We start from the raw sequence: 23,500 nt of genomic DNA, 5'->3' as shown, positions 1-23,500 counted from the left end.
CCCATTTGATGCCAGCCCGCATTCTTGTTGTCGATGACGATCCCGATATCCTTCAGGTGACAGGGTTCGCGGTGGAAAAGGCAGGCTACGAGACCCTCTTTGCCAGCGACGGCCTCGCCGCCCTCAGCGCCAGCCGCGACGACAATCCCGACCTGATCGTGCTGGACATCGGCCTGCCGGAAAAGGACGGGCTGGAGGTCTGCCGCGAGATCCGCAAATCCTCCGACGTGCCGATCCTGTTCCTGACCGCCCGCGATGACGAAATCGACCGCATCGTCGGGCTGGAGCTGGGCGCCGACGACTATCTGACCAAACCCTTCTCCCCGCGCGAACTGGTGGCCCGGATCAAGGCCATCCTGAAACGCAGCGCCCCTGCCCCGGCACAGCCCGATCCGGTGCTGTCTCAGGGCAGCCTTCAGCTCGATCCGGAACGCCACCTGTGCCGCTTCGCTGCCACGCCGGTGACCCTGACCGGATCAGAGCTCCGCCTGCTGGCAACCCTGATGGCCCGCCCTGACCGCGTCCTGTCGCGGGCGCAGCTGGTGGATGCGCTTTACGGCTACAACATCCATGTTTCCGACCGCACCATCGACAGCCACATCCGCAACATCCGCGCCAAGCTGGCCCAGGCCGGCTGCGCCGAGGGGATCGTGACCGTCCACGGCGTCGGCCTCAGGATGGGCGCATGCACGCCAGGCTGAACCGCAAATGGCGGCCGCGGCTCTGGGCGGTGGTGCTTCTGGTGCTGGCGCTGGTCCTGTGCCTGCCGTTCGCCGGGCTGATCCTGTTCCGCTTTTATGACAGCCAGCTGGTGCAGCAGACCGAGGAAAGCCTGCTGACCCAGGCCGCGGTGATGTCGGCGGCCTACGCAGAACTTTATGCAGGCGCGGCCGGCACCAAGCCGCCCCGCGGACGCCCGGTTTCCGGCGAGCACGCGGTGTTCCCGTCGCTGTCGGTCAACCGCGAAACCGTCCTGCCGCCGCGCCCTGACGCAAAACCGCTCTCCGGTCCTGCCGGTGCCCCTTACCGGAAGATCGCAACCCCGCTAACCCGCATCGCCAATGCCGCGCAGGCGCAGACGCTGGCCGGCTACCGCTTCCTTGATGCCCGCGGCAACGTGTTTGCAGGCACCGCCGAAACCGGCACCTTCCTGGGCCATGTGGATGAGGTCAGGGGCGCGCTGGCAGGTGAAACCGTCTCTGTCGCCCGCACCCGCGTGCGTGCGGATGCGCCGCCCGCGCTCTACACCCTCAGCCGCGGCGCCCGCGTGCGCGTCTTTGTGGCGATGCCGGTCTTTGCGGACCAGACCCTGATTGGCGCGGTCTACCTCAGCCGCACACCGAACCACATCTTCCGCTTTCTCTATGGCGAGCGCTTCAACCTGGCCAAGGCCGCGGGTTTTGTCGCCCTCTCCACTGCGCTCATCGGCTATGTGTTCTGGCGGTTCATCACCCGGCCGATCCAGCTGCTGATCCAGCGCAGCCAGTCCGCGGGCCACGGCAGCCAGGCGTGGGAGCCGCCGGACCAGCTCGGCACCCGCGAAATCGAGGATCTGAGCCTCAGCTTCCAGTCGCTGACCGACCGCCTGCAAAGCAAGCAGGACGCGCTGAAGACCTACACCGCCCATGTGACGCATGAACTGAAATCGCCGCTCACCGCCCTGAAAGGCGCGGCGGAGCTGCTGCGCGACGACGATCTGCCCCCGGCGCAAAAGCACCGGCTGCTCGACACCGTGGACAAGGGCGGTAAACGGATGGAGGATCTGCTGGCCAACATGCGCGCCTTCAGCCTGGCGGATCAAAGCGCCATGGCAGGAAGCTGTTGCCTGGACGGTATCGCGCCGCAGATGGCGCGCGCCTTCCCTGCCCTCGCGCTTACGGTGGAAAATGGCAGCCTGCCGCTGCCGGTGGCAGAGCCCACCCTGGGTATCCTGCTGACCCACCTGCTGGAAAACGCCCAGCAGCACGGCGCCCAGGAGGTTCTCCTGACCGCCTCGCGGGACGGTGCTGCCACCTGCCTGCAGGTGCAGGACGACGGCCCCGGGATCAGCGAGGGCAATGCCGGCAAGATCCTGCAGCCCTTCTTTACCACCCGCCGGGACAACGGCGGAACCGGCATGGGCCTCAACATCGTCAAGGCCACCGCCGAAGCCATCGGCGGCCGCCTCAGCATCGCCGCCTCCAGCCGCGGCGCCTGTTTTCAACTGACGTTCAGCTAACGGCCCGGCGTGCCCTTTGCGGCAGCATTCAGCGCAGTGGACAGCGACCAGGGGCGCCGCCTATCCCCCGTTTCCGCCCCCTCGCCCATCTGAGCCGCCCGCCACGGGAAAGCTGCGTTCGACACATCGTCGCCAGTCAGCGGCTGCGGTAGATCTGGCTGCTTTCTGTCAACATCGCCGCATCCGGGACATAAAAATCGATCTGGCCCCGCAGAAGCGAGTCAGATTCCGACTAACCCATTGTATTACTGTGATAAATATAGAAATTGCGATCAAAATCCCCGAGAAACCCTACGGCCTGCCCCGGATGAGCTTTCTGGCCAGCATTTAGGCTGCAGCCTGTTCCACCGGTTCCGCCTCAGGGTTGGAATGACCGGGAACGGCACCTACCTTCTGGTCGCTATCCAGCGTGGCCTTTAAGGGATCAGCGGCACGTTTGAAACTGCTGGTGCGCGCACAGCACAGCCGCAGCTTGATGACGATCCGCCCGACCACCGCCGCCAGCTCCCTATGGCAACCCCGCGACTGACACATTTCTGGCGCAGCTACGAGCATACCCAGGTCACCCAGATCATCAGCAACACCGGCTAGACCGACTGGCACGCCTGAGCACAATGCCGCCCAGCCTTGCTCTACACCGCAGGCCACCCTTGCAGGCCCCGCCGCTTTACCTGTAACTCGCGCCATGCCTGCAAAGATATTCTCAATGGAGGCGCGGGAAGACGGCGGTGCCCGGCTCGCGCTGAACTACAAGCACGCCGGCCGTAGCGGCATCCAGCGGATTTCCTGCGACCTGCCGCAGGCCGGCCTTTTGCAACTGGTGCTGTTTGCCGAGGCGCTCAGCCTGCGCAAACGCTTCGGGCAGCAGGCCGCGTCCGAAGTGTCAATTGACGGGATGACGTTGTCCTTTGACCCGGCTCAGGCGGATCTGCATGTCGTGCGGCAGGCGGGCTACTCCAGCCAGACCGCCCGCCTTCCGGCGGAGGCTTTCCTATCGGCTATGGCAGAGATGACAGACCTTTGCATCTCCCGGGCCGAGGCGTCGAAACACGGGTCCGCCCTCAAGCATCTGCTGGCCGAATGCCAGCCCCCGCCAGCGCTGGCGGCGCAGTTGGGTCGGGACGAGGGCGATCTGGCCGTGCACCAGCTGCGTGAAATCGCATTGCTGCTGTTGGCGCAGGACGCCGCCGCCCGAGGCTCCACGCTGGCCCGCAAGCTGCGCAGTAAGAAATCGCAGGATCAAGCCCAGGCTGAAGTCGGCGCACTGCTCCATATGCTGGCCGCGGAACTTATACCAATCCCGGCCTAACACCGCTGCAGCGCCATGTGCGCTCGGGACCGGTTTCGGCGTAAGTTCCACGAGGCGTGAGTTCACAGCTGTGAACTTCTACGCTGCGGCCTTGCGGGCGAGGGCCATGACCATGGGAGTACTGGAGAAGTTCTCGGACACCGCCTTGGCGCTGAGATGCCGGAGGTAACCGCTGGGCGAGCGGATATCGGAGAACCGCTCCAGCAGGGCGGCGAGCACAGTCGCGGCTTCTGCCGCGCCCATGGCGGTCTTGGCTTCTTCCCAGACGACCGCGGAAATTCCCATCATCGGGCGCACGGTGTCGGCGGCGCGCAGAAGATCGGCCCAATGGCGGATGGCACCATCGGCGTAGCCTTGAATCTCGCCGCAGGCGGAGAGGATCAGGCGGAGCGGCAGGTTTGGGCCGCTGGAGCGAGGGGCCATTGGCGGGCGGGGCGGCGTTTCACTGGGCACGGGCCTTTCTTCCTGGGGTTTCTCAGCATAGCCGGTTTCGTCTTGCGATTCCGTTTGAGGTGCGTGCGCTGCCTTAACGGCCTGTTCAGATTCAAATGAGTCTATCTTTGAATTCTGATAGTGGTGCTCATTTTGAACGTCACTGGTGCCCGGTTCTTCTGCAAACAAAGGCTCTAAATGCTGCTTAGTCTCATTCAGTGCGGCGGCGAGACGGGCCTTGATCTCTGCCAGGTCTGCCAGTTCCAGCTTACGGCGCAAGCTACGGGCGGTCAGCTGGGCGAGGTCATTGTATTGGTCCCAGATGGCAAGCTCAGGACGCTCTGCCGCGCCGAGGAGTGCGAGGTTCAGGAGGTCGCGGCGCATCAGGCTGACGGTTTCGCGCAGCTGCTTGATCCGGGCCGTCAGGGCGCGCTCAGCCTCGGCAGCCTCTGAAAATTCGGCGTAACGGCGGGCGAGGGGGGAGAGGTCGAAACCAAAGGCCATGCGCTCCCCCTGGCAGCGGCGAACGTAGCGTTTGCCGTTGGGGCTGTCACGGCGGATCAGAATGCCAGCAGAGACCAGTTTGGCCATGTGGCGGCGCATGGTGGAGTTGGGCATGCCGTTTAGCCGCTCGCAGATTGTCCGGTTGGAGGGGTGCACCACCGTGACGCCGGGCCGGGGATCGACCTCGGTGCCGGGCAGGAAGCTGACCAGTGCCTGAAGAACGGAGAGGTCGCGGTCGTTCAGGCCATAAGCCTTGCGTGCGGCGGCGAGGTCGCGCAGCGCGTCCCATTTGCTGACGCTGGATTGCATAGAGGAGTGTTCAGCGGCGGCCTGCTGGTGTTTCAGCAGGACAGCATCCACCGTTCGCCCGAAAGGCGTGAGGGGCATATATCCCATGTCATCATCACGAAAGACAAAAAAAGAGCGGCCCGCGAATCGCTTTGGACTTGCGGTCAAAGGCTCCGGCCACTAACTTGAAGGTGCTAGAAACAAGTTGGTCTCGTGGAGCTTCGGTTTTGCGGGGCCTTCTTTTTGCCTGCTCTGTGCCTCCTAAGTTATTGTTATCATTTACTCTTCGCCGCGCGACTGCCAGCGCGCGTGAAGCTCTTCAATTACATTCTGGGCCTCGGTCTCCAGCCAGTCGGCAAAGCCGCCGCCAGGAAGTTCCAGGCTGACGCCCTTGGCGGTGCGGCGCAGGGTGGCGCTGCGGCGGCCATCCACGGTGAGCGGCTGGCTGAGGGTGCGGGCCTTGGGTGCCTTGGCCTGTTTCTGCGGGGCAGGGGAGGGCACCGCGGCCCGGAACACTGCCTCAAACGCCAGCACAGAGGGGTCGGCGGGTTCAGCCTCAGCGGTGCCGTTGACGGCCCGCATGGTGAACTCATCATATTCCTTCTGGGCGATGGCAATCAGCCCCTCTTGGCTGGCGCCGCTGCCGGCAATTGCCTTGGCCAGCGCGTCCCAGCGGGGGCGGCCGATGCCCTGGGCCGGGCCGATGGCGCGGATCAGATCGGCGCCGATTGCCTCGGCAATGGCGATGGCCATGGAGACGGAGGATTTGGTGACGGTCAGCACCTCGGCGACCTGCGACTGGTTGCCGAAGCCGTTTTCCACCAGCTCCTGCGCGAACAGCGCCTTTTCGATGAAGGAGAGGTCGCGGCGCGCCATGTTTTCCGAAATCTGGGCGCGCACGGCGGCGTCCTCGTCCAGATTGGCGACCAGCGCCCGGACCTTGGCCACTTTGTCGGACGAGCGGATCGCCTCGAGCCGGCGGCGGCCGTAGACCAGGAGGTAGCGGTCGGCCTCGGACGGGTGGCGGCGCACCAGGATCGGCACGGTCTGGCCGTTTGCCTCAATCGCGTCGCGCAGGTCGAGCACGTCGTTCGGGTCGAGCCGGTCGTGGACGCGGGTGTCCTCAATCTGGTGCGGCTCCAGATCCCAGACCCGGTGCGAATCCACCGCGTCGCGGGCGGAGCGCAGGGCGCGGTTGCTGGACATCATCGAGGCCGCCGGGGCAGGGGAGGCCACGGGCGCGCCGGCGGCGGCCAGGCTGTCGAGCATGGAGAGACGGGATTTCTTGCTGCTGGTCATGTGCGCCCCCAGGTTTCCTGAACGAGCTGGCTGATTTCATCGTTGACCGCGTTCAGGCTTTCGACCGCGCGGTCATAGGTGGAACGGGTGAAGGCGCTGCGCTCCACCTCGTATAGAGTCTGTTTTGTGAGGCCGGCGTCGGAAATCGCGGTGGATTTCAGCATCGGCGCGTTCAGCACCTTGTCGCCGTACATGGTGCGCAGGAAGGCAACGATGCGGTTCTGCGGCGCGTCCGACGGCTCGTAACGGGTGAGCAGATAGCGCATCCAGTCGTGCGACATGTCGGCGCCGGACTGGGCGATCACGTCCATCAGGTCGGCGGTCATGCGCAGGAATTGCGACATCGACATCACGTCCAGCATTTCCGGATGGATCGTCACCAGAACGCCGGTAGCAGCGGAGAGCGCCGACATGGTGAGGAAGCCAAGCTGCGGCGGGCAGTCGATCACCACCACGTCATAGTCGGAATCGACCTGTGTTAGAGCCTCTTTGACCCGGAAGAAGAACAATCCGGCGCTGCCCTGCGCGAGGGCGCGGGGGGTGTCGTGCTCAAACTCCATCAGTTCGAGGTTGCCGGGAATGAGGTCGAGATTCGGGATATAGGTCTTGCGGATCACTGAGGAGATCGGGGCCGGATCGTCATAGCGGATGGCGTCGTAAAGCGTGCCGCCGTCTTTGAGGTCGAACTCCGGCTGGACGCCGTGCAGGGCGGTCAGCGAGGCCTGCGGGTCGAGGTCGATCGCCAGCACCCGGTAGCCCTTGAGCGCCAGGCGCTGTGCCAGATGGGCGGAGGTGGTGGTCTTGCCGGAGCCGCCCTTGAAATTCATCACGCCGATGATCTGCATGTGATCGGCATAGCCCTCGCCGCCCTCCGGACCGGTACGGCGGCCGGGCAGGTAGTCGCCGGGCTTGCGGGCGGTTTTCTCCAGCAGCTCGCGCAGCTCTTGGATGTCCTCGGCGGAATACTGGCGGCGGTTGCCGGCCGTCAGTTCGGGCGAGGGGCCCTTGCCGTCCAGATGCAGCTTGCGCAGGTAGGAATCGTTCACTCCGAGCAGGGCCGCGGCCTCGCCGGAGGTGAATTTTCGCATGGTCTTGGAGGCGTTCGGGGGGAACAGGCTTTCGCGCTGCGCATGCAACTGGGCCGCAATCCATTCGGAATGCTGCCGGATCACCGCATTGAGATCCTCAGGTGTGTATGTATGATCCATATGCCCTTGTGCCTGCCATCTGCGCCGCTCTGCCTTTTACCCGTGTCTTTGCTGCCTGGCGTGTTCACGGAAATTGGCGTTTGCCGCCTCTTTTCCGTGACTATTGGCCAAAGAGCGGGATTCGTGCAAGTGTTTTCTATAGTTGGCCGGTTCAGCGATGGCTGCGGGCGGGGACGGCGGCACTGGCCTATCCGCTGCAGAAGGGCAGGGGGCTGGCTGCCGGTCATTGTTCCGGTGCGGAAGGAAAGTACTCCGGCCGGGCACCCGCCTTGGCGAGCAGGTCCATCACCTCGGTTTTCCAGCCGTCCTTGATTTGCAGTGCCAGCTGCGACAGCGGGCGGAACACGGGGGAGATGATGGTGTATTCGTAGCGGAAACTGCCCTCCAGCTGGCGGAAGACCACGCGGCCGCCGGTGCTGTCGACCTCATGCTCTGTCACTGCGGTCAGCGGGTCGACGACCGACAGGCACCGCCCGGCGCTGATGAAGGGCATCATCGGCAGGAAAAACTGGCTGTCGAGGACGACGTTGGGGGTGCCGCCGGCGCGGCGCAGCTCTGCTACGGTTTTCTGGTGCGTGATGTGGCTGCTTTGCAGCAGCCCCAGCGGCACGTTGTCGAGATCCTTCCAGGCGATCACCTGTTTTTGCGCCAAGGGGTGGTCCTGCGGAATGGCGCAGAAGCAATCGGCGCCGATGGTTTCCTGACGGAAGGTCTGGGCCGATGGCTCGCGGCCGATCATGTCGGCAAAGCCGAAGTCGAGGCCCTGGGTTGCGGCCAGTTCGCGGATCTGCGGCGAGGTCCGGGACGACAGTGAGATGCGGATGCGGGGATTGCTGCCGGTGAAGCGGCTGATGTAGCGCGGAAACAGGAAGGTGGACGGCCCCGGCATCGAGGCCACGTTCAGGCTGCCGCTTTGGCCGGCGGTCAGGCTTTTCATGGTGCCTGCGACGCTGCTGAGCCGGTCCAGAATGTCACTGGTCTCGGCGTGCAAGTAGTGCGCTTCGGGCACCGGTACCAGCTGGCGGCCGCGCCGTTCGAACAGCTTGAGGCCCAGCGTGTCCTCCAGCGACCGGATCGCCAGGCTGACGGCGGGTTGCGTCCGGCCCAGTTTTTCGGCGGCGGCGGACAGAGACGCAGCCTCCATCACCGCGCGGAAGGCGGTCATTTGGGACAGATTCATGCGGGAACCCCATGTCATTGCTGCAGCCGGGCCAGGCGCCCTCAATACATAAGCAAAACTTTGGAAAACTGAAAATATTAAAATTTGTTTTTATCACAACTCTGGCTCATCCTTTTGCGACAGCGTTCCCGGGACCAAACCCGGGCCAGACCAACAGGAGAGTAAGATGACCATGATGACACGGCTGAGCGGGGCGATCCTGGCAGCGTCGCTGTTGGCGGGTGCCGCCGCAGCCCAGAGCCCGACCTTTTTCCGCATTGGCACCGGCAGCGCCGGCGGCACCTATTTTCCGATCGGCGGCACCATCGCAAACGGCATTTCCGCGCCGCCCGGCTCGCGCCCCTGCGATGAGGGCGGCCAGTGCGGCGTGCCGGGGCTGATCGCGATTGCGCAGTCCACCACCGCGTCGGTGTTCAACAACACCGCGGTGCAGAACGGCGAGCTGGAGGCCGGCATGGCGGCGGCGGATGTGACCCGGTCGATGTATCTGGGCGAGGGCAAATTCGACGGCAAACCGCATGAGAAACTGCGCATCGTTGCAAATCTGTTCCCGGAAGACCTGCACCTGGTGCTGCCCAAGGGCCAGACGATCAGCGGTCTCGGCGATCTTACCGGCAAGCGGGTCGGCATTGCGCAGGCCGGTTCCGGCACCCAGGTTGCGGTGCTGCAGATGCTGGAGGCCTGGGGCGTGACCCGCGACAATATGGACGAAGCCGAACTGAACAACAGCCAGTCGGCAGAGCGCCTGGCCGACGGGCAGCTTGACGGCTATTTCTACGCCGCAGGCTGGCCGGTGTCGGCGATGGTTCAGCTGGCCACCACCAAGGGCATGGAGCTGCACAGTTTCACCGACGAGGACCTGGCGAAGATCAACGAGATCATCCCGGCCTACATCCCGTCGGAAATCCCCGCCAATGTCTATGAGGGCGTGGATTACGAGGTGAAGACCCCGGCGGTGTCGGCGCTGCTGGTTGTCTCTGCGGACCTGCCGGACGAGCTGGTTTATGGCATCACCCAGGCGATGTGGAACGACAATACCCGCAATCTGCTGGACAACGGCCATGCCAAGGGCAAGCAGATCACGCTGGAGACCGCGCTGGACGGGATCGGGTCGCTGGGCGTGCCGCTGCATCCGGGTGCCGAGAAGTTCTACCGCGAAGCCGGGGTTCTGAACTGATCCGGCCTCTCTCCCCCCGGACCAGAACAGCGGGCGGCGTCCTGACGCAGGCACGCCGCCCGCATTGATTTTCACGTTACTCAGAGCAGGAAGGTTCGCTATGAGCGACGCGCCTCCGCAGAACGCCCCGGAACTCTCGGCCGAGGAACTGGCTGCGATCGAAAAGAAATACGACGAAGGCGCCGCCACGCGCGAAGTCTCGGCCCTGTTCAGCGCCTTCCTGCGCTATGTCGCGCTGGCTTTTGCAGGCTATCACTATCTGACAGCCGGGTTTGCGCTGCCGCCGGATTACTGGCACATGGGCTGGCATCTGTCGGGGCTGTTCATCCTGATCTATGCGCTGTTTCCGCATCTGAAGAGCAAGACCGCCTTTGACCTGAAAACAGGTGCCTTTCACCTGGGCGGGGTGCCGTTCCTGGATGTGCTGCTGATGGTTCTTGGCACCGCCTCGGCGCTGTACCTCGGCTTTGCCTGGCATGGCATTCCGATGCTTGGCATCGAAGAGCAGACCTTCCGCATGGGCAACCCCAACAGCTATGACATGGTGTTCGGCTGCATTCTGATCGTGCTGGTGCTGGACATTGCCCGGCGCACGCTGGGCTGGATTCTGCCGCTGATTATCTGCGTGTTCATCGCCTATGCGCTGTTCGGGCCGGTGTTCCCGGGGATCCTGCAGCATCCGGGCGTCAAGTTCCGCACTTTCGTGTCGTCGATGTATTTCCCGCAGGAAGGCATTTTCGGGGTGACGCTGTGGGTGGTGTCCACCATCGTTTTTCATTTTGTCCTGTTCGGCGTTATCGCGCAGCGCACCGGACTGGGGCAGTTGTTCATCGACAACGCAACCATCCTGGCGGGCCGCTACACCGGCGGGCCGGCCAAGGTGTCGGTGGTGTCTTCTGCCTTCTTCGGCACGATTTCCGGCTCCTCGGTGGCCAACACCGTCTCTACCGGTGCGCTGACCATCCCCAACATGAAACGGCTGGGCTATCCGGGCCATTTCGCGGGCGGGGTTGAGGCCGCGGCCTCAGCCGGGGGGCAGATCACCCCGCCGATCATGGGGGCTGCGGCCTTTATCATGGCGGAATTCCTGGAGGTTCCCTACACCACCATCGTCATTGCGGCGATCTTCCCGGCGCTGCTGCATTACACCGGCGTTTTTGCCGTGGTGCACCTGATGGCGCGCCGCCTGGGCTTGAAGGGCATTTCCAAGGACATGCTGCCCAAGCTGGGCGCGGTCTGGCGTGACGGCTGGGCCAACCTGGTGCCGCTGGTTGGTCTGCTGACAGTGCTGTTCTCCGGCTACACGCCCTATATGTCGGCCTTTTGCGGCATCTCGCTGGCGCTGATCGCGGGGATGAGCCGGGTGAAGGCGCCGCTGACCCTGGCCTATCCGGCGGCCTTTATTGCCTTTGTGCTGTGGAAATACACTGGCGGCGGCTTTGATCTGCCGATGTCGCTGATGCTGATGGGCGGCGCGGTTCTGGCCTGTTTCAACCCGCAAGAGCGCACCACGATGCCGCAGATGGCAGACACGCTGGAGACCGGGGTGAAATACGCGCTGGCGGTCGGCGCGGCGGCGGCGGCGGTCGGCGTCGTCATCGGGGTGATCAACACCACCGGCGTCGGTTTCCGCATCGGATTCATGGTCACCCAGGCGGCGGCCAATCTGGGCGGCGATCTGCACGGGCTGTTCAGCATCGGCAGCTTCGAGCTGTTCAGTGTCGAGGACCTGACCCTGTTCATCAGCCTGGTCTTCATCGCCATTGCCTGCATCCTGATGGGGGCGGGGGTGCCGACCACGGCGCTGTACATCATGCTGGTGTCGGTGGCGCAGCCTGCGCTGGCGCAGCTTGGCATCCCGCCGATCGCCAGCCATATGTTCGTGCTCTACTACGGGGTGGTGGCAGAGATCACGCCGCCGGTCTGCACCTCGGCCTATGCGGCGGCGGCGATTGCCAACTCCAACCCGTTCCGCACCGGGCTGTCGGCGTTCTCGCTGGGGCTGGGCAAGGTGGTGGCGCCGATGGCCTTTGTCTATGCGCCGGTGCTGCTGTTTGTCTCCTCGACCGGCTTCGACTTTGTCGAGTTCACCTATACAGCGGCCAGCTGCATTGCCGGGGTTCTGGCGTTGTCGGCGGCGGTTGTCGGCTACTGGCTTGTCCCGATGGGTGCCGTGTACCGCATCCTGCTGGCGCTGGCCGGGCTGATCTTCATCGCCCCGTCGCTGCAGGCGGATCTGGCGGCGCTGGCGGTGGCCGGTCCGGCCATCATCAGCCAGCTGCTGCAGGCGCGGCGGTCCACGGCGGAGGCGGCCTGAGCACAATGCGCGATCAAGTCACGATCCTGGGTGCCGGTGCAGTCGGTCTGTGCACCGCGCTCTCTCTGGCCGGGCGCGGCGTGCCGGTGCGGCTTATCGACCGCGGCGAACCGGGGCAGGAAACCTCCGCCGGCAATGCCGGGGTGATTTCGCCCTGGTCCTTTATTCCGCAGTCGCTGCCGGGGATCTGGAAGAAGCTGCCGGACCTGATGTTCGGCGCCTATCAGCCGCTGAGCGTGCGGGCCGGCTACTGGCCGCGGATGGTGCCCTGGGGGCTGTCCTTCCTGCGCAACAGCTCAGCCCAGCGGGTGCAGGAGATCGCGGATGCGATGGAGCCGCTGTGCATGCCGTCGGTGGATCTGTACCGGCGGCATCTGGAAGGCACCGGTCAGGAGCATTTGGTGCAGGACTGCGCCTATGTCCATGCCTACCGGAAGGACGGCAAGGATCTGCTGCAGGCGATCGACTACCGCATCCGGGCCGAGAAGGGCGCCCGGCTGGAGCTGGTCGGACAGGACGAGCTGCGGCGCATCGAGCCGGCGCTGTCGCCCGGCTTCAAATCGGCGGTGCTGATCCACGGCCAGGCCCGGGCGCTGTCGCCGGGGCAGATTATGGCGGCGCTGGCGGCAAAGGCAGAGCGGCTCGGCATTGAGATCCTGGAGGCGCGTGTTGATGGCCTGCGGCGCGCAGAGGACGGCTGGCGGATCACCTGCGGGACGCAGACCTATAGCGCCCGGCGGGTGGTTATTGCCATGGGGGCCTGGTCGGCGGAGCTGCTTAAACCGCTGGGCATCACGGTGCCGCTGGCCAGCGAGCGCGGCTATCACATTGAGTTTCCCGAAGCGGGCATCGAACTGAACAATTCGGTGATGGATACGGATGCGAAATTCGTCGCCAGCTCAATGACGGGCGGGCTGCGGGTGGCCGGGCAGGCGGAGTTCGCGGCAATCGACGCGCCGCAGGACAGCCGCAAGCAGGCGCGGATGCAGGCGCAGGCCAAGGCGGCCTTTCCCGATCTGGTGACCGCGGCGCCGAAATTCTGGATGGGCCGCCGCCCGTCCTTTCCCGACACATTGCCGATGATCGGTGAGTTTGGCGGCCACGCGGGGCTTTATGCGGGCTTTGGCCACTCACACTACGGGCTGATGATGGCCCCCAAGACCGGGGAGCTGCTGGCCGACATGCTGACCGGGCGGACCCCGAACATTGATTGCAGCCCCTATGCCACCGGACGCTTCTGAGACCAGAAAGGATATTTTGAAATGACACCGCCGGCGGATACCGCCCCCATCGGCCTGTTGTGCCTGGACACCCGTTTTGCCAAACCGCCGGGACACATCCGCTGCACCAGCAGCCTGCCGTTCCCGGTGCGCAAGGCGGTGGTCAAAGGCACCACCATCGCGGAGTTGCTGGAGCGTCCCAGCATTGAGTTCTTTGCGCCGTTTTTGGACGCCGCGCAGGAGTTGGAGCAGGCTGGCTGTGCCGCGATCACCGGCAGCTGCGGGTTCATGGCGCTGTATCAGCAGGAGCTGGCGGAACAGGTTTCTGTTCCGGTGTTTTCCTCCAGCCTGATCCAGATCCCGCTGATGCACCAGATGGCCGGGCGGCGGGGCAGAGTGGGGGTGATCACCGCCCGCGCCACCGCGCTGACCCCGGCGCATTTCGCGGCGGTTGGGGCAGGAAAGACCCCGGTTGCGGTCATCGGAATGGAGGACAAGCCGGAGTTTTCGGAGGTCATCCTGCAGAGCAAGCGGACCGCGATAGACGAGATGAAGCTGACTGCGGAACTGGTTGAAGCCGGGCGGCAGCTGCTGGAGGAGGCGCCGGATGTGACCTCAGTCGTGCTGGAATGCACCGACCTGCCGCCCTATGCGCATGCGCTGCAGGCGGCCCTCGGCCTGCCGGTTGCGGATCTGACGACTTTGGCCACGATGGTGCATGCGATCACCGCGCGGGGCGGCTATGACGGGCGGGTTCAATACGATTAGGGGCCTTCCCCTGGATCAGTGGACGGATAGCAGGCCGCAGGTTTTTGCCCCTGCGGCCTGTTTTTGCCGGAACTGGCCTATCGTTAGGAAAACGGAGAATCAAAAATGCCTGCACATGATTACGAATCCGGCCGCCTGAACCTGCCTTTTGTCGGCATCGCCACGTTTGGCAAGAAGCCCTATGTGGAGGATTGGGACAACATCGATGCTGATGTTGCAATCCTGGGGGCACCCTTTGACTTTGGCTGTCAGTTCCGCTCTGGCGCGCGGTTCGGTCCGCGGGCGGTGCGGGAAGCCTCGACGCTGTTCAGCTTCGGTCATTCCGGCGCCTTTGACCACGAGGATGACGCCACCTATCTGGGGGCGGACGTGCGCATCGTTGACCTGGGCGATGCGGACATCATTCACACCAAGACCGAAGAAAGCCACGCCAGTATCGAATTCGGCGTAAAGAAGATCCTGGAGGCGGGCGCGCTGCCGGTCACCATCGGCGGCGACCATTCGATCAACATTCCCTGCATAAACGCCTTTGCCGGGGATTGCGCCAAAAACGGCCCGATCCATGTGGTCCAGATCGATGCGCATCTGGATTTCGTCGATGAACGCATGGGCGTTACTGACGGCCACGGCAACCCGATGCGCCGCGCGATCGAGAAAGATTATGTCTGCGGCATGACCCAGCTGGGCATCCGGAATGTCTCCTCCACTGCCAAGGAAGGCTATGCCGACGCCCGCGAGCGCGGGTCAGACATTCTGTCGGTGCGCCAGGTGCGCAAGCTGGGGACCGAAGCTGTTCTGGACCGCATCCCCCAAGGCGCGCGCTACTATGTGACCATCGATATCGATGCCTTCTGCCCGTCGATAGCGCCGGGCACCGGCACCCCCAGCCACGGCGGCTTCCTGTACTATGACGTGCTTGAAATCCTGCAAGGGCTGAGCAAACGCGGCGAGGTTGCGGGGATCGATCTGGTGGAAGTGGCCCCGGCCTATGATCCGTCCGAGAGCACCCAGATCCTGGCTGCACAGATCCTGCTGAATTTCATCGGCTTCATTTTCCACAACAAGTGCTAGGTCTCCTGCTGGGGTGCCTGGAGAAGCCGGCAGAGGACCCCGGGTGCGTCTGCCGGAAACAGGCGTGCTGCCGGCTGGGGATCATGGGCTGTTCTTTCTTTTCAGATGCCTGGCTCACGCTTGTGCCGTTTCCAGTTCCAGCCCTTGGCCCAGCAGGTCCCGGGTGGCGCGCTCAACGCCTTCGGTCAGAATGTCGAACATGGTGTCGATCTGCGCTTCGGTGATCACCAGCGGCGGAGAGAAGATCGCCATGCTGCCGTAGGGGCGGACCATCAGCCCCAGCTCCTGGCAGCGGGCGTCGATCACGGCGCCGATGGCGGCGTCGGTTTCAGCGCTGGCCTGGCCGCCGCGGGTCAGAGAGCATTCGATGCAGCCCACCAATCCGATGCCGCGCACATCCGCAATCAGCGGCAGCGCTTGCATCTGGTGCAAGCGTTTCTGGAAGTGCGGGGCCACCTTGCGGACATGGTCCAGGATGCCGTCGCGTTCGAAAATCTCAATGTTCTTCAGGCCCGCGGCGGCGCAGACCGGATGGCCGGAATAGGTGTAGCCGCTGGTGAAATAGACGCCCTTGGAGACTTCGCCTTCAATATCCCTGAACAGCCGGTCGGAGAAGATCGCGGCGCCCATCGGGGCATAGCCGGAGGTCAGCCCCTTGGCGCAGGTGATGATATCGGGGGTGATGCCGAACAATTCCTTGGACGCGAACCAGTGGCCCAGGCGGCCGAAGCCGGTGACCACCTCATCCGAGATGTAAAGAACGTCATGCTTGCGGCAGACCTCCAGGCAGCGGCTGTGATAGCCCGCGGGCGGTACAATCACGCCGCCGGAGCCCAGCACCGGCTCGGCGATGAAGGCTGCGACATTGTCCGCGCCCAGGTCCAGGATGGCGTTTTCCAGATCTGCCACCTTTTCATCCAAAAAGGCTTCGATCGTCATGCCCTGGGGGCGGCGGAAGGCGTTCACGTCGGGCAGGAAATGCGGGATGGACTGGTCGGTGTCGAGCCACTGGCGTTCGCTTGGCTTGCCGCTGAGCGAGGCAGTCAGGTAGGTGCCGCCGTGATAGGCATGCGCCCGGGTGATGATCCGCTTTTTCGACGGTTTGCCCAGAAGGTTGTTGCGGAAGTGGACAAAGCGGATTGCGGTATCCACTGCGGTGGAGCCTCCGGTCGTGAAATAAACCCGGTTGAGGTCGCCCGGTGCCCGGCCGGCGATGGCATGGGCGAATTCCGCGCTCACGGATGTGGCCTCGCTGAAAGGGGAGCAGTAGGCCATCCTGCGGGCCTGCGCGGCCATTGCATCGGCGATTTCCGTGTTTCCGTAACCCAGCTGCATGCACCACATGCCGCCGGGACCGTCGATCAGCTTGTTGCCGTGTTCGTCGTGGACATAGATGCCTTCGGCGAATTCGCTGAACGTCCTGCCGGCTTTTCCGGCACCCTGAACTTCCAGCGCTTCCCACGGGTGGAAGTAATTCTCCTTGTCCCAGGTTTGGAAGTTTTCGAAGCTGCTTTTGGGATTGGTCATCTCGGCCCTCTGTCAAGAGTTGCTATTTTAATGAATGAACGTTCATACATATGTTTAAGTGAATGATCGTTCATTGTCGATGGAAACCTGTTGCAATCGCGGGCAGGGTGCTGGAAAGGCAGCGGGCCGGTGGCATGGAGAAGAGGGGCGGGCAGATGGTAAGTGCTGAAGACGCCGGGAAAAAGCGGAAGGCGGGCAAGGATCTGCACCGGGAGGTTCTGCTGGAGGCTGCCGCCAGCGTGATCCTCCGGCACGGTGTCAGCGGCACCACCATCAGCCGTATTCAAGAGGAGTCAGGCCTGTCGCGCGGCATGATCAATCTGCATTTTCAGTCCAAGGACAATTTGATTCGTGAACTCGCGATTCACATGACGCGGCAGTACAATGACGCTTGGCAGAGCTTTACCAGCCAAGCCGCCGCAGAGGTGAGCACACCGGAAGATGCCGCCGCCCGTATGCTGGCGCTGTTTGTGACGGATTTTTCAGAAGCGGTGCTGAACAAGCGCAGCGCCCGGCTGACCTTTGCCTTTCGCGCCGAGCCGGACCTGCAAGTGCTTGGGTCTGGATACATCGAAACCCGTGAAACCGCCCTGCATGACCATGTGCGGCGTTGCTGCAAGGTGCTGTGCGAAGCCTGCGGCACGGAAGGCGATCCCGAGAGGGTGGCCATGGCGATCATGTCTTTGCTGGAAGGGCTGTGGACTGATTTTCATGCCCATCCGGACGAGTTCAGCCGGGAAGGCGCGGTGGAAATCTGCCGGACCACGGCGCGGGCTTTTTTTCCTGGGTATTTCTGAACCGCAATTGGACGGGAGCAACCTGAGGAGCGCTCAGTGTGTTTCCTGCCGCAGCCGCCGTGACTGAAACAAGTCTATGCGGCCAGCCTGCAGCGTTAAATCCGTTGCTGTAAGTTGCGCGGGGCATTGAGGCGTTTCGCAAAGGGGCAGGGGAGAAAATGCGCAGGGAGGAGAAATCCCGGCAGATTGATTCGCTTACTTGCTTAACGGCTCTTGCAATGGCTTATCTGATGTCGAACGCCGTTACTGCCAGGGCTGCAGACCCGGTCAAGTCTCCGCTAAGGCCGGCGAAGACATCTTGGGCCAGACGCCCGTTGCGGTTGCGGATTTGATGCAGCGGGCTGGGGCTGGCAATCGCAATCAGCATCTGCGCCGTGTCCCGGACCGGGCCGGCTAATGTCACCGGCACATCAAAGCGGGTGAGGTTCCCGGAATGCGACAGGAAGCGCTGCAGGTCCTGAACCACGCCATTGTTGTCCACCAGCAGGAGCGCGACGTATTTCCCGGCAGTGCCGCGCAGCACGCCAGTGAGCCGCTCACCGCTGGCGACTTTGCCGGAGTTAAGCCGGAGGCCCAGCCGGGTCGCCGGGTAATCGCGGTTGCGGCGGACGTATTCTGCTGCCGGGCATTGGCGTGGATCCAGCAGGGTCCGGGTCTGGCGCAGGGTGCTGTCGCTTTCACTGAGGACAGATTGGGTGAATTGCCCAAAGGCCGCATCGCGGGCGGCCAGCATTTCCAGGCCGATGCTGTCCTCACCGTCCCTGCGGGGCAAGGCCAGCAGACACTCCGGCCCGCCTTTTGCCCGGATTCGGGCAATCAGATCATTTGCAGCGAGATCCTGTGCGCGCGGCGGCGGCGGCTGTGTTTTCGCTGCGTCTGGCGGGTCTGCTGCAGCGGCAGGGTTCCCTGACAGCGCTGCCAGCGGCCGCAAGGCCGTGATGTTTCCATCGGCGGCAGCGACCGGTGCCACAGCAATGCCGGAGGCCACCGGGGCGAGGAGTTCCGGTTCCAGCGGGCCGGTCTCAACCGGCAGAAGGGGGGATGCAATATCCGTCGCCGGCGCAGGGGAAGCGGCGGTCAGCGGGACGGGAGACCGTTGGACCGGCTTGGCCGTGTCGTCCAGTCCTTCGAATGCCTGATCGCCTGCAAAATTCTCTGCCTCAAGACCATTGTCTGCGGCGGGCAAGAGCTCTGGCAAGCGGGTATCGCTGTCTGCGGAATCTTCCGCGCCGGCAAGGCCGTTCTGAATGGCAAGGCCAGCCAGAGTATCGGAGTCCAGCCGCTGCAGGGTGACACGGTACTCCGGTGTTGCATTCTGCGGGGCGGAGCGGCCCAGGAGAGGCTGCAGGCCGCCCAGGAGAAATGCACCCAGGGCAATATGAACGGCCAAAGAACTTCCGCTCGCGGTAAGCCAGCCTCCGCTGGCGGATCGGCCATAGGGAAGAGCGCTCATGCCCCGGCCTGACTGTGACGGGTGACCAGTTTGATATCGAGGTCCGCAAAGGGCGGCTGTGCAAGCAGCTCCAGCAGGTCCAGCGCGGGTGCGGTGCTGTCGATCAGCACATACAAAACCTGGCCGACAGAAAAGGCGCCTTGCAAAGCAGCGGCCGTTACCGCGGTGCCGTCAAGGTGCAGGCTGCCGTTCTGGCCGACCTCAAGGAGCGGGCTGGGCAAATGGCCGGCAGGCAAGTCCTGTGTTGCAGGCAGCTGCACGCGGGTTTCCGGTGCGGGCAGCAGGGATCCAGTGGCCAGGAAGAAGAACAGCAGCAGCAGCACGATATTGACGATGGCAAGCGAGGTGCCGGGCGTACGCAGGGCCTGATGCGGCGGCAGCAGGGATCGTCGGGACATTGTCAGCTGGCTCCTGCGCTGAGCTGGACCCGTGTAATCCTGGCGATGCGCAGCTGTTCCAGCACGCTGGCCACATCCTGAACCCGGGCCGAAGGTTTCACGATGACCACAACACCTGCCTCCGGGTTGTCCTCGCGCAGGGCTTTGGCAAGGCCGGGGAGCGCGTCAAAGGTGAATTCCTGCCCTTGCACCTGCAGCTTGCCGGCTTCCAGGTTCCACAGGGCAGTGCCGCCGGGGGCGGCTGGAGCCGGGGTCTCTGCGCTGGCGGCGGCCTGTGCCGCGCCTGCAGGGCGTTCAGCCACAGGGCCGCCGTTGTGCAGTGGCAATAACGAAAAGGGCGTAAGGCTGGAAGACAGCATGAAGAAGATCAGCAACTGGAACATGATGTCCGCAAGCGGCGTCATCGCAAAGGTTAAGCGCCGCTTGCGGGGAGGAAGGCCGAGCCGGCTGGCATGCATCAGAGCCGCGCCTGCGCGCCTGCAGTCTGGCCGACCCGGCCGTGCACGGCCGCAGAAACCAGAACCTCAATCAGATTGCGCTCCCGCTCGATCCGGGCGTCCAGCCAGTTGGCGAGGAAGTAGGCCACCAGCGCGATCGCAAGCCCCGCCGCGGTTGTGGTGAGCGCCGTCCAGATGCCGCCTGCCAGCGCAGCCGGATCTGCAGCGGCCTGCGACTGTGCCAGCACCGAGAAGGCATCGATCATGCCGATCACCGTTCCAAGAAGCCCCAGCATGGGTGCCGCCTGCACCGCCAGTTCCAGGGTCCGCATCCGGTCTGACAGTGTGGCAAGTTCGGCGATCGCGGTCTGCCGCCCCAGTTCTTCGGCATATGCGGTTTCGCCCGGGCGGGCCTGCAGGCCGGTAAAGACTGCATGCAAAACCCTGGACAGAACCGACTGCCGCGCAGCGGCCTGCTGCATGGCATCCTCTGCCTGGCCGGAAAGCCAGGTATCAATGATCTTCTCGGCGAGACTGCGCTTTCCCACGCCCAGGCGGGAGAACTGGAGCAGTTTGAAAAAGAAGACCGACAGCACCGTGAAGGACATCAGGAACAAGGCCGCAAATACTGTCAGCGTATAAGGATCAAACAAATCGCCCTGGAAACCGGACATGAAAATACTCCTTGGCTTGCCGCAGGCGGCGCGCCGTCATTGAGAGGCAGCGGGTGTCAGATGCCGAACTGGATGGGCGTGCGCGAGCTGGCCACGAGGTTAGCCATGCAAAGCGGGCTTTCGCTGCCGTCGCTGGCGGTGCAGGCCGGGGCGTCGTTGACGACAATTCGCGAGATCCCGCCGCAGGGCGTGCCGGTCAGATCGAATTGCAGGATCTTGGTTTTGCCTTCGACCAGGGCGCCGAATTCCAGAACCAGCAGACGGCTGACGACGCCCTCGCCGTCAAACAGGGCGATTTGGTAAGACGCGCGCTCCAGCGCGGTCGCGGACTGGTTCGCTGCAACGTAGGTCAGACGGCAGTCACCGGCTTCAGTCTCGGTGACGGCGTTCAGATCAAGTTGAAACTGATCGGTTTCCTGTGCGGCCAGGGCTGCGCCCTGGGCCAGAAGGGCGGCTGCCAATGCCCCGGGTTTAAGGGCAGATAGAATACGCATTTTTTCCTCAGTGGGTCTGGTCATCAAATCGCGGCTATAAGGGCGATAAACTGCGGCACAGGTCAACCGGGAAAATTCAGAAGAAAAAACCCGTTATGGCCGAGTCACCGGAAGACCCCGATAAAGAAACCGGGAAGCGCGGAATGCGGTTCCCTGCGTTTGAGCTGCGGCGGCAGTGAAGCCGCAGCCGGCTGTGCCCCGGCGACAGTGATGGTGTCCTGCGGTGCGGCGAGTTCTTCTGCGTGCGAAGGCTGCGCTTGCAGCTCTTGAACCGCAGGCCGGGGTGCGGGGGAGACCGTTTCCCGGTGCGCAGATGCCGGCCAGGAGCTCCGCGGAGCAGAGGATTCAGAGCAGCAGACTGCGGGAGCTGCGGGGTCACTGGCGGCAGGTTGCGCTGCCTGCACGGACGCGGCCTGGGCCTGAGGGCCGGGCAGGGCTGCTGTTGCAGCGGCTTTTGCATCCCGCCGGACCGCGGACGCAGCCTGTGCCGGAGGCAACAGGGCCGCCAGGCGCCGCTGGTCGGAAACCACATCGTGGCTTAGGACCAATGCAACTCCTGCGGCAACTGAAAGACAAACTAGGCCTGCGCTGATCGCGATATACCGTACCATGCCGGGCACTTTAGACATGCTGCTGTGCAGCGCCAGTGGATTCTTTCGCAGATCTTAGGGCCAGATCTGAAAATGTTGCCAATATCCCACTTTCACCCGCAGGAAGATGAGGTTAAGAAACGGAGGTAAGTAAAAATTTGCAACAAGTGCATGCAGATACGCCACCTTTTGCTCATCACTATTGCCGTCTGTTCGATGACTGCGCACCCCGCCAAGGCGGCGTTTACCGTCTGTAATCAGACCTTGGATGTTGCCAATCTTGCGCTCGGCGCCTTTGAGGACGGAGCCTTTGAAACATCAGGCTGGTGGGTTGTCGGGCCAAATCAATGTGCTGATGTTATCAGCCATAAGTTGCAGGCGCGCTTCGTTTATGTTTTTGCAAAAGATGTGTTCGGGCGGGTGCTTCTTGAGGGGGCGACACCCATGTGCGTGGACACGGAGCGTTTCCAGATCCGTGGCGAATCGGATTGCCTGGTCAGGGGCTATACCGGCGCGCGGTTTCATGAGGTGGACACGCAGCAGGCAGATAGCTGGACATTTTTCCTGCGCTCTGCGGCGCAATAGCCGGATATTCAGCTCCACTGAGATCGCCCTTTAGGATATGAAGCACCTATTGATCACCGCGTTTAGGTTGAAGCGATTGCGACCCGTCCATTTTCCCCTGGCCCGCCGGGCCGTCTCAGCCCTGGCTGCGCTGGTCTGCATCGGCAGCGGGCCAGCGGCGGCGCAGGAGTGGCGGGGACTGGTGATCGGCGACAGCGGCGGCGGCGCTGCACGGGCTTTTGCTGACGCGTATTATGCAGGCGAGGCAATCCGGGGCTGGAGCGGCGGTGACCTGGTGCTGTTGCGCAATGCGGCACATGGCGTTGTGGAGGAAACACTGGATACGCTGCAGGGAGCGGAACGGCTGGTTGTCTATTATGCGGGCCCGGTAAAGGCAGATGGCACAGTGCTTGCAGAAGGGCGCGAGCTGGCGCTGGCACCCAGAATTGAACCGCTGGCGGCAGCGGGGCTGTCGCATCTGCTGCTGCTGGTCGAGAACTGCGCCGGCACGGCAACGGAAGCCGCGGCGCTGCCTGACCTGTCTGTCGCCTCTGCAAAGGCGGGGGTCACATTGACGATAGCCGCAAGTGCCGGGGCCGGAGAGGCTTGTCCAACGGCAGATACAGGCGGACGGCTGAGCGATGCGATGAAAGCGGCGGCAAAGGCGCAAGGCACCGCCGCTGCGGATGTTTTGCAGCCGTTTCTGCAAAATGGTCCCGGAAATGGGCTGGCCTGGTTAAACAGCAAGACAGTCATCGCCGCCCCGGCCCGGCGCGAGCAGGCGGCCGTTGCGGATACGGTCAGCCTTATCCCGGCCCGGACGGCGGTTCGCCCGGTTGCTGCGGTCCAGCCTGCAGCGGCGCCGGCATACGGTCTGCGCGCAGGCGGCGCGGGGCGGCAGGACACCGTGGCAATATTCTCGCCCCCTCCAGCGTCGCGAATCGCTGCGTTGCCGCAGGAAGAGGGGTTGCCGGAACCTTCAGTTATTGTTGGGCTGATTGAGGGCGCGGACGGCACTGTTTTTGCAGCGGCGCAAGACGCGGCAGACCCGCAGGGCAATGAAATCGCCTATGACAATCTGGCCGCGCGGCGGCGTCTGCGGGACAGCGACCCGGCTCTGTTCGGGAGTCTGATTAATGCCGGGGCGTTCGATCCTCCGGCGCAGTTGCTGCCGCAGGCCCTGCAGAGCGAACTGGCCCGTATGGGGTGCTACACAAGCCGGATTGATGGCGACTGGGGGCGCGGATCGCAGGCCGCGGCACGCCGGTATTTCGAGGCCGCAGGCGGCGGCAGCCCTGTGACTTTGGCCGCGACGGCAGAATTGTTCCGCTTGATCATCAGCCAGGATGACGTTGTGTGCGCCCGCCCGGTCGCCACAGCCCCGCGCACAAACAGAAACAGCGGCGGTAATCGGCACCAAGTTCGCCGGACTGGGACTGCGCAGCCCAGTCAGCCGGCCCAGCTCATCACGCCTGGGACCACCCTGGGCGGGGTGTTCCGGTAGGCAGCGCGGTATCGATGGGCATCCGGGTCGATCCTGTCTTTCACAGAGCGAAAGCCAAGGCCGCGGCCCGG

General features: G+C 63.8%; 21 protein-coding genes. 11 read left to right on the top strand and 10 right to left on the bottom strand.

What is annotated here, in order from left to right; genetic code table 11:
* The first annotated feature begins 8 nt into the window (after nucleotides 1-8).
* The 3 genes from AC5STB_RS22025 (at nucleotide 9) to AC5STB_RS22015 (ending at nucleotide 3,527) form a co-directional block, all read left to right on the top strand.
* Entirely contained in the window at nucleotides 9-701 is a 693-nt protein-coding gene (locus AC5STB_RS22025; RefSeq protein ID WP_495445006.1) for a response regulator transcription factor, read from the top strand.
* Nucleotides 686-2,218: a sensor histidine kinase gene (locus AC5STB_RS22020; RefSeq protein ID WP_495445005.1), complete on the top strand. Its 1,533-nt coding sequence runs from the start codon at nucleotides 686-688 to the stop codon at nucleotides 2,216-2,218. The genes AC5STB_RS22025 and AC5STB_RS22020 overlap by 16 nt, the downstream gene beginning before the upstream one ends.
* Before the next feature lie 685 nt (nucleotides 2,219-2,903).
* The gene (locus AC5STB_RS22015) at nucleotides 2,904-3,527 is read left to right on the top strand and encodes a hypothetical protein (protein ID WP_495445004.1); all 624 of its coding nucleotides are present in this window, start codon (nucleotides 2,904-2,906) and stop codon (nucleotides 3,525-3,527) included.
* A gap of 78 nt (nucleotides 3,528-3,605) precedes the next feature.
* On the opposite strand, the gene repC is transcribed toward AC5STB_RS22015, so the two are convergent.
* From repC to AC5STB_RS21995, 4 genes are all read right to left on the bottom strand, one after another.
* Nucleotides 3,606-4,859, bottom strand: coding sequence for a plasmid replication protein RepC (repC, locus tag AC5STB_RS22010; RefSeq protein WP_495445003.1), 1,254 nt, complete (start codon nucleotides 4,857-4,859; stop codon nucleotides 3,606-3,608).
* A gap of 171 nt (nucleotides 4,860-5,030) precedes the next feature.
* The gene (gene repB, locus AC5STB_RS22005; protein ID WP_495445002.1) at nucleotides 5,031-6,050 is read right to left on the bottom strand and encodes a plasmid partitioning protein RepB; all 1,020 of its coding nucleotides are present in this window, start codon (nucleotides 6,048-6,050) and stop codon (nucleotides 5,031-5,033) included.
* Nucleotides 6,047-7,258, bottom strand: a complete 1,212-nt coding sequence (gene repA / locus AC5STB_RS22000) for a plasmid partitioning protein RepA (RefSeq protein WP_495445001.1) — start codon at nucleotides 7,256-7,258, stop codon at nucleotides 6,047-6,049. The genes repB and repA overlap by 4 nt, the downstream gene beginning before the upstream one ends.
* A 223-nt stretch (nucleotides 7,259-7,481) precedes the next feature.
* A complete protein-coding gene (locus AC5STB_RS21995; RefSeq protein WP_495445000.1) occupies nucleotides 7,482-8,438 on the bottom strand; it encodes a LysR family transcriptional regulator in 957 nt (318 codons plus the stop codon).
* 166 nt (nucleotides 8,439-8,604) lie between these two features.
* On the opposite strand from AC5STB_RS21995, the gene AC5STB_RS21990 reads away from it, so the two are divergent.
* The 5 genes from AC5STB_RS21990 to speB all read left to right on the top strand — a co-directional run bounded on the left by AC5STB_RS21990 (nucleotide 8,605) and on the right by speB (nucleotide 14,991).
* Entirely contained in the window at nucleotides 8,605-9,615 is a 1,011-nt protein-coding gene (locus tag AC5STB_RS21990; RefSeq protein ID WP_495444999.1) for a TAXI family TRAP transporter solute-binding subunit, read from the top strand.
* A 100-nt stretch (nucleotides 9,616-9,715) separates the two neighbouring features.
* Complete coding sequence (locus tag AC5STB_RS21985; RefSeq protein ID WP_495444998.1) at nucleotides 9,716-11,932, top strand: TRAP transporter permease; 2,217 nt, start codon at nucleotides 9,716-9,718, stop codon at nucleotides 11,930-11,932.
* Between the two features lie 5 nt (nucleotides 11,933-11,937).
* Nucleotides 11,938-13,173: an NAD(P)/FAD-dependent oxidoreductase gene (locus AC5STB_RS21980; protein ID WP_495444997.1), complete on the top strand. Its 1,236-nt coding sequence runs from the start codon at nucleotides 11,938-11,940 to the stop codon at nucleotides 13,171-13,173.
* Nucleotides 13,174-13,194: 21 nt separating this feature from the next.
* Entirely contained in the window at nucleotides 13,195-13,920 is a 726-nt protein-coding gene (locus tag AC5STB_RS21975) for an aspartate/glutamate racemase family protein (protein ID WP_495444996.1), read from the top strand.
* A 105-nt stretch (nucleotides 13,921-14,025) separates the two neighbouring features.
* Nucleotides 14,026-14,991, top strand: coding sequence for an agmatinase (gene speB / locus AC5STB_RS21970; protein WP_495444995.1), 966 nt, complete (start codon nucleotides 14,026-14,028; stop codon nucleotides 14,989-14,991).
* Nucleotides 14,992-15,105: 114 nt separating this feature from the next.
* On the opposite strand, the gene AC5STB_RS21965 is transcribed toward speB, so the two are convergent.
* Nucleotides 15,106-16,518 carry an aminotransferase gene (locus AC5STB_RS21965; RefSeq protein ID WP_495444994.1) on the bottom strand — a complete coding sequence of 471 codons (1,413 nt, stop codon included), beginning with the start codon at nucleotides 16,516-16,518 and terminating at the stop codon, nucleotides 15,106-15,108.
* 134 nt (nucleotides 16,519-16,652) lie between these two features.
* Between AC5STB_RS21965 and AC5STB_RS21960 the strand changes: the two genes are divergently transcribed.
* Nucleotides 16,653-17,315 carry a TetR/AcrR family transcriptional regulator gene (locus AC5STB_RS21960; protein ID WP_495444993.1) on the top strand — a complete coding sequence of 221 codons (663 nt, stop codon included), beginning with the start codon at nucleotides 16,653-16,655 and terminating at the stop codon, nucleotides 17,313-17,315.
* A gap of 223 nt (nucleotides 17,316-17,538) precedes the next feature.
* Here the strand turns inward: AC5STB_RS21960 and AC5STB_RS21955 are convergent, their stop codons facing one another.
* The 5 genes from AC5STB_RS21955 to AC5STB_RS21935 are packed head-to-tail and all read right to left on the bottom strand — an operon-like array spanning nucleotide 17,539 to nucleotide 20,771.
* Nucleotides 17,539-18,705, bottom strand: a complete 1,167-nt coding sequence (locus tag AC5STB_RS21955; RefSeq protein WP_495444992.1) for a serine/threonine protein kinase — start codon at nucleotides 18,703-18,705, stop codon at nucleotides 17,539-17,541.
* Between the two features lie 59 nt (nucleotides 18,706-18,764).
* The gene (locus AC5STB_RS21950) at nucleotides 18,765-19,166 is read right to left on the bottom strand and encodes a biopolymer transporter ExbD (RefSeq protein ID WP_495444991.1); all 402 of its coding nucleotides are present in this window, start codon (nucleotides 19,164-19,166) and stop codon (nucleotides 18,765-18,767) included.
* Between the two features lie 2 nt (nucleotides 19,167-19,168).
* Nucleotides 19,169-19,570, bottom strand: a complete 402-nt coding sequence (locus tag AC5STB_RS21945; RefSeq protein WP_495444990.1) for an ExbD/TolR family protein — start codon at nucleotides 19,568-19,570, stop codon at nucleotides 19,169-19,171.
* Between the two features lie 53 nt (nucleotides 19,571-19,623).
* Nucleotides 19,624-20,277 (bottom strand): MotA/TolQ/ExbB proton channel family protein, encoded by a 654-nt coding sequence (locus tag AC5STB_RS21940; protein WP_495444989.1) that lies wholly within the window; start codon nucleotides 20,275-20,277, stop codon nucleotides 19,624-19,626.
* Between the two features lie 56 nt (nucleotides 20,278-20,333).
* Nucleotides 20,334-20,771 (bottom strand): hypothetical protein, encoded by a 438-nt coding sequence (locus AC5STB_RS21935; protein ID WP_495444988.1) that lies wholly within the window; start codon nucleotides 20,769-20,771, stop codon nucleotides 20,334-20,336.
* Nucleotides 20,772-21,532: 761 nt separating this feature from the next.
* Between AC5STB_RS21935 and AC5STB_RS21930 the strand changes: the two genes are divergently transcribed.
* The gene (locus tag AC5STB_RS21930) at nucleotides 21,533-21,946 is read left to right on the top strand and encodes a DUF1036 domain-containing protein (RefSeq protein ID WP_495444987.1); all 414 of its coding nucleotides are present in this window, start codon (nucleotides 21,533-21,535) and stop codon (nucleotides 21,944-21,946) included.
* 76 nt (nucleotides 21,947-22,022) lie between these two features.
* Nucleotides 22,023-23,429, top strand: a complete 1,407-nt coding sequence (locus AC5STB_RS21925) for a hypothetical protein (protein ID WP_495444986.1) — start codon at nucleotides 22,023-22,025, stop codon at nucleotides 23,427-23,429.
* Nucleotides 23,430-23,500 lie beyond the last annotated feature (71 nt).

This window comes from Leisingera sp. CC-HEC093, assembly GCF_059429195.1.
This window is presented reverse-complemented; position numbering and strand designations above follow the sequence as displayed.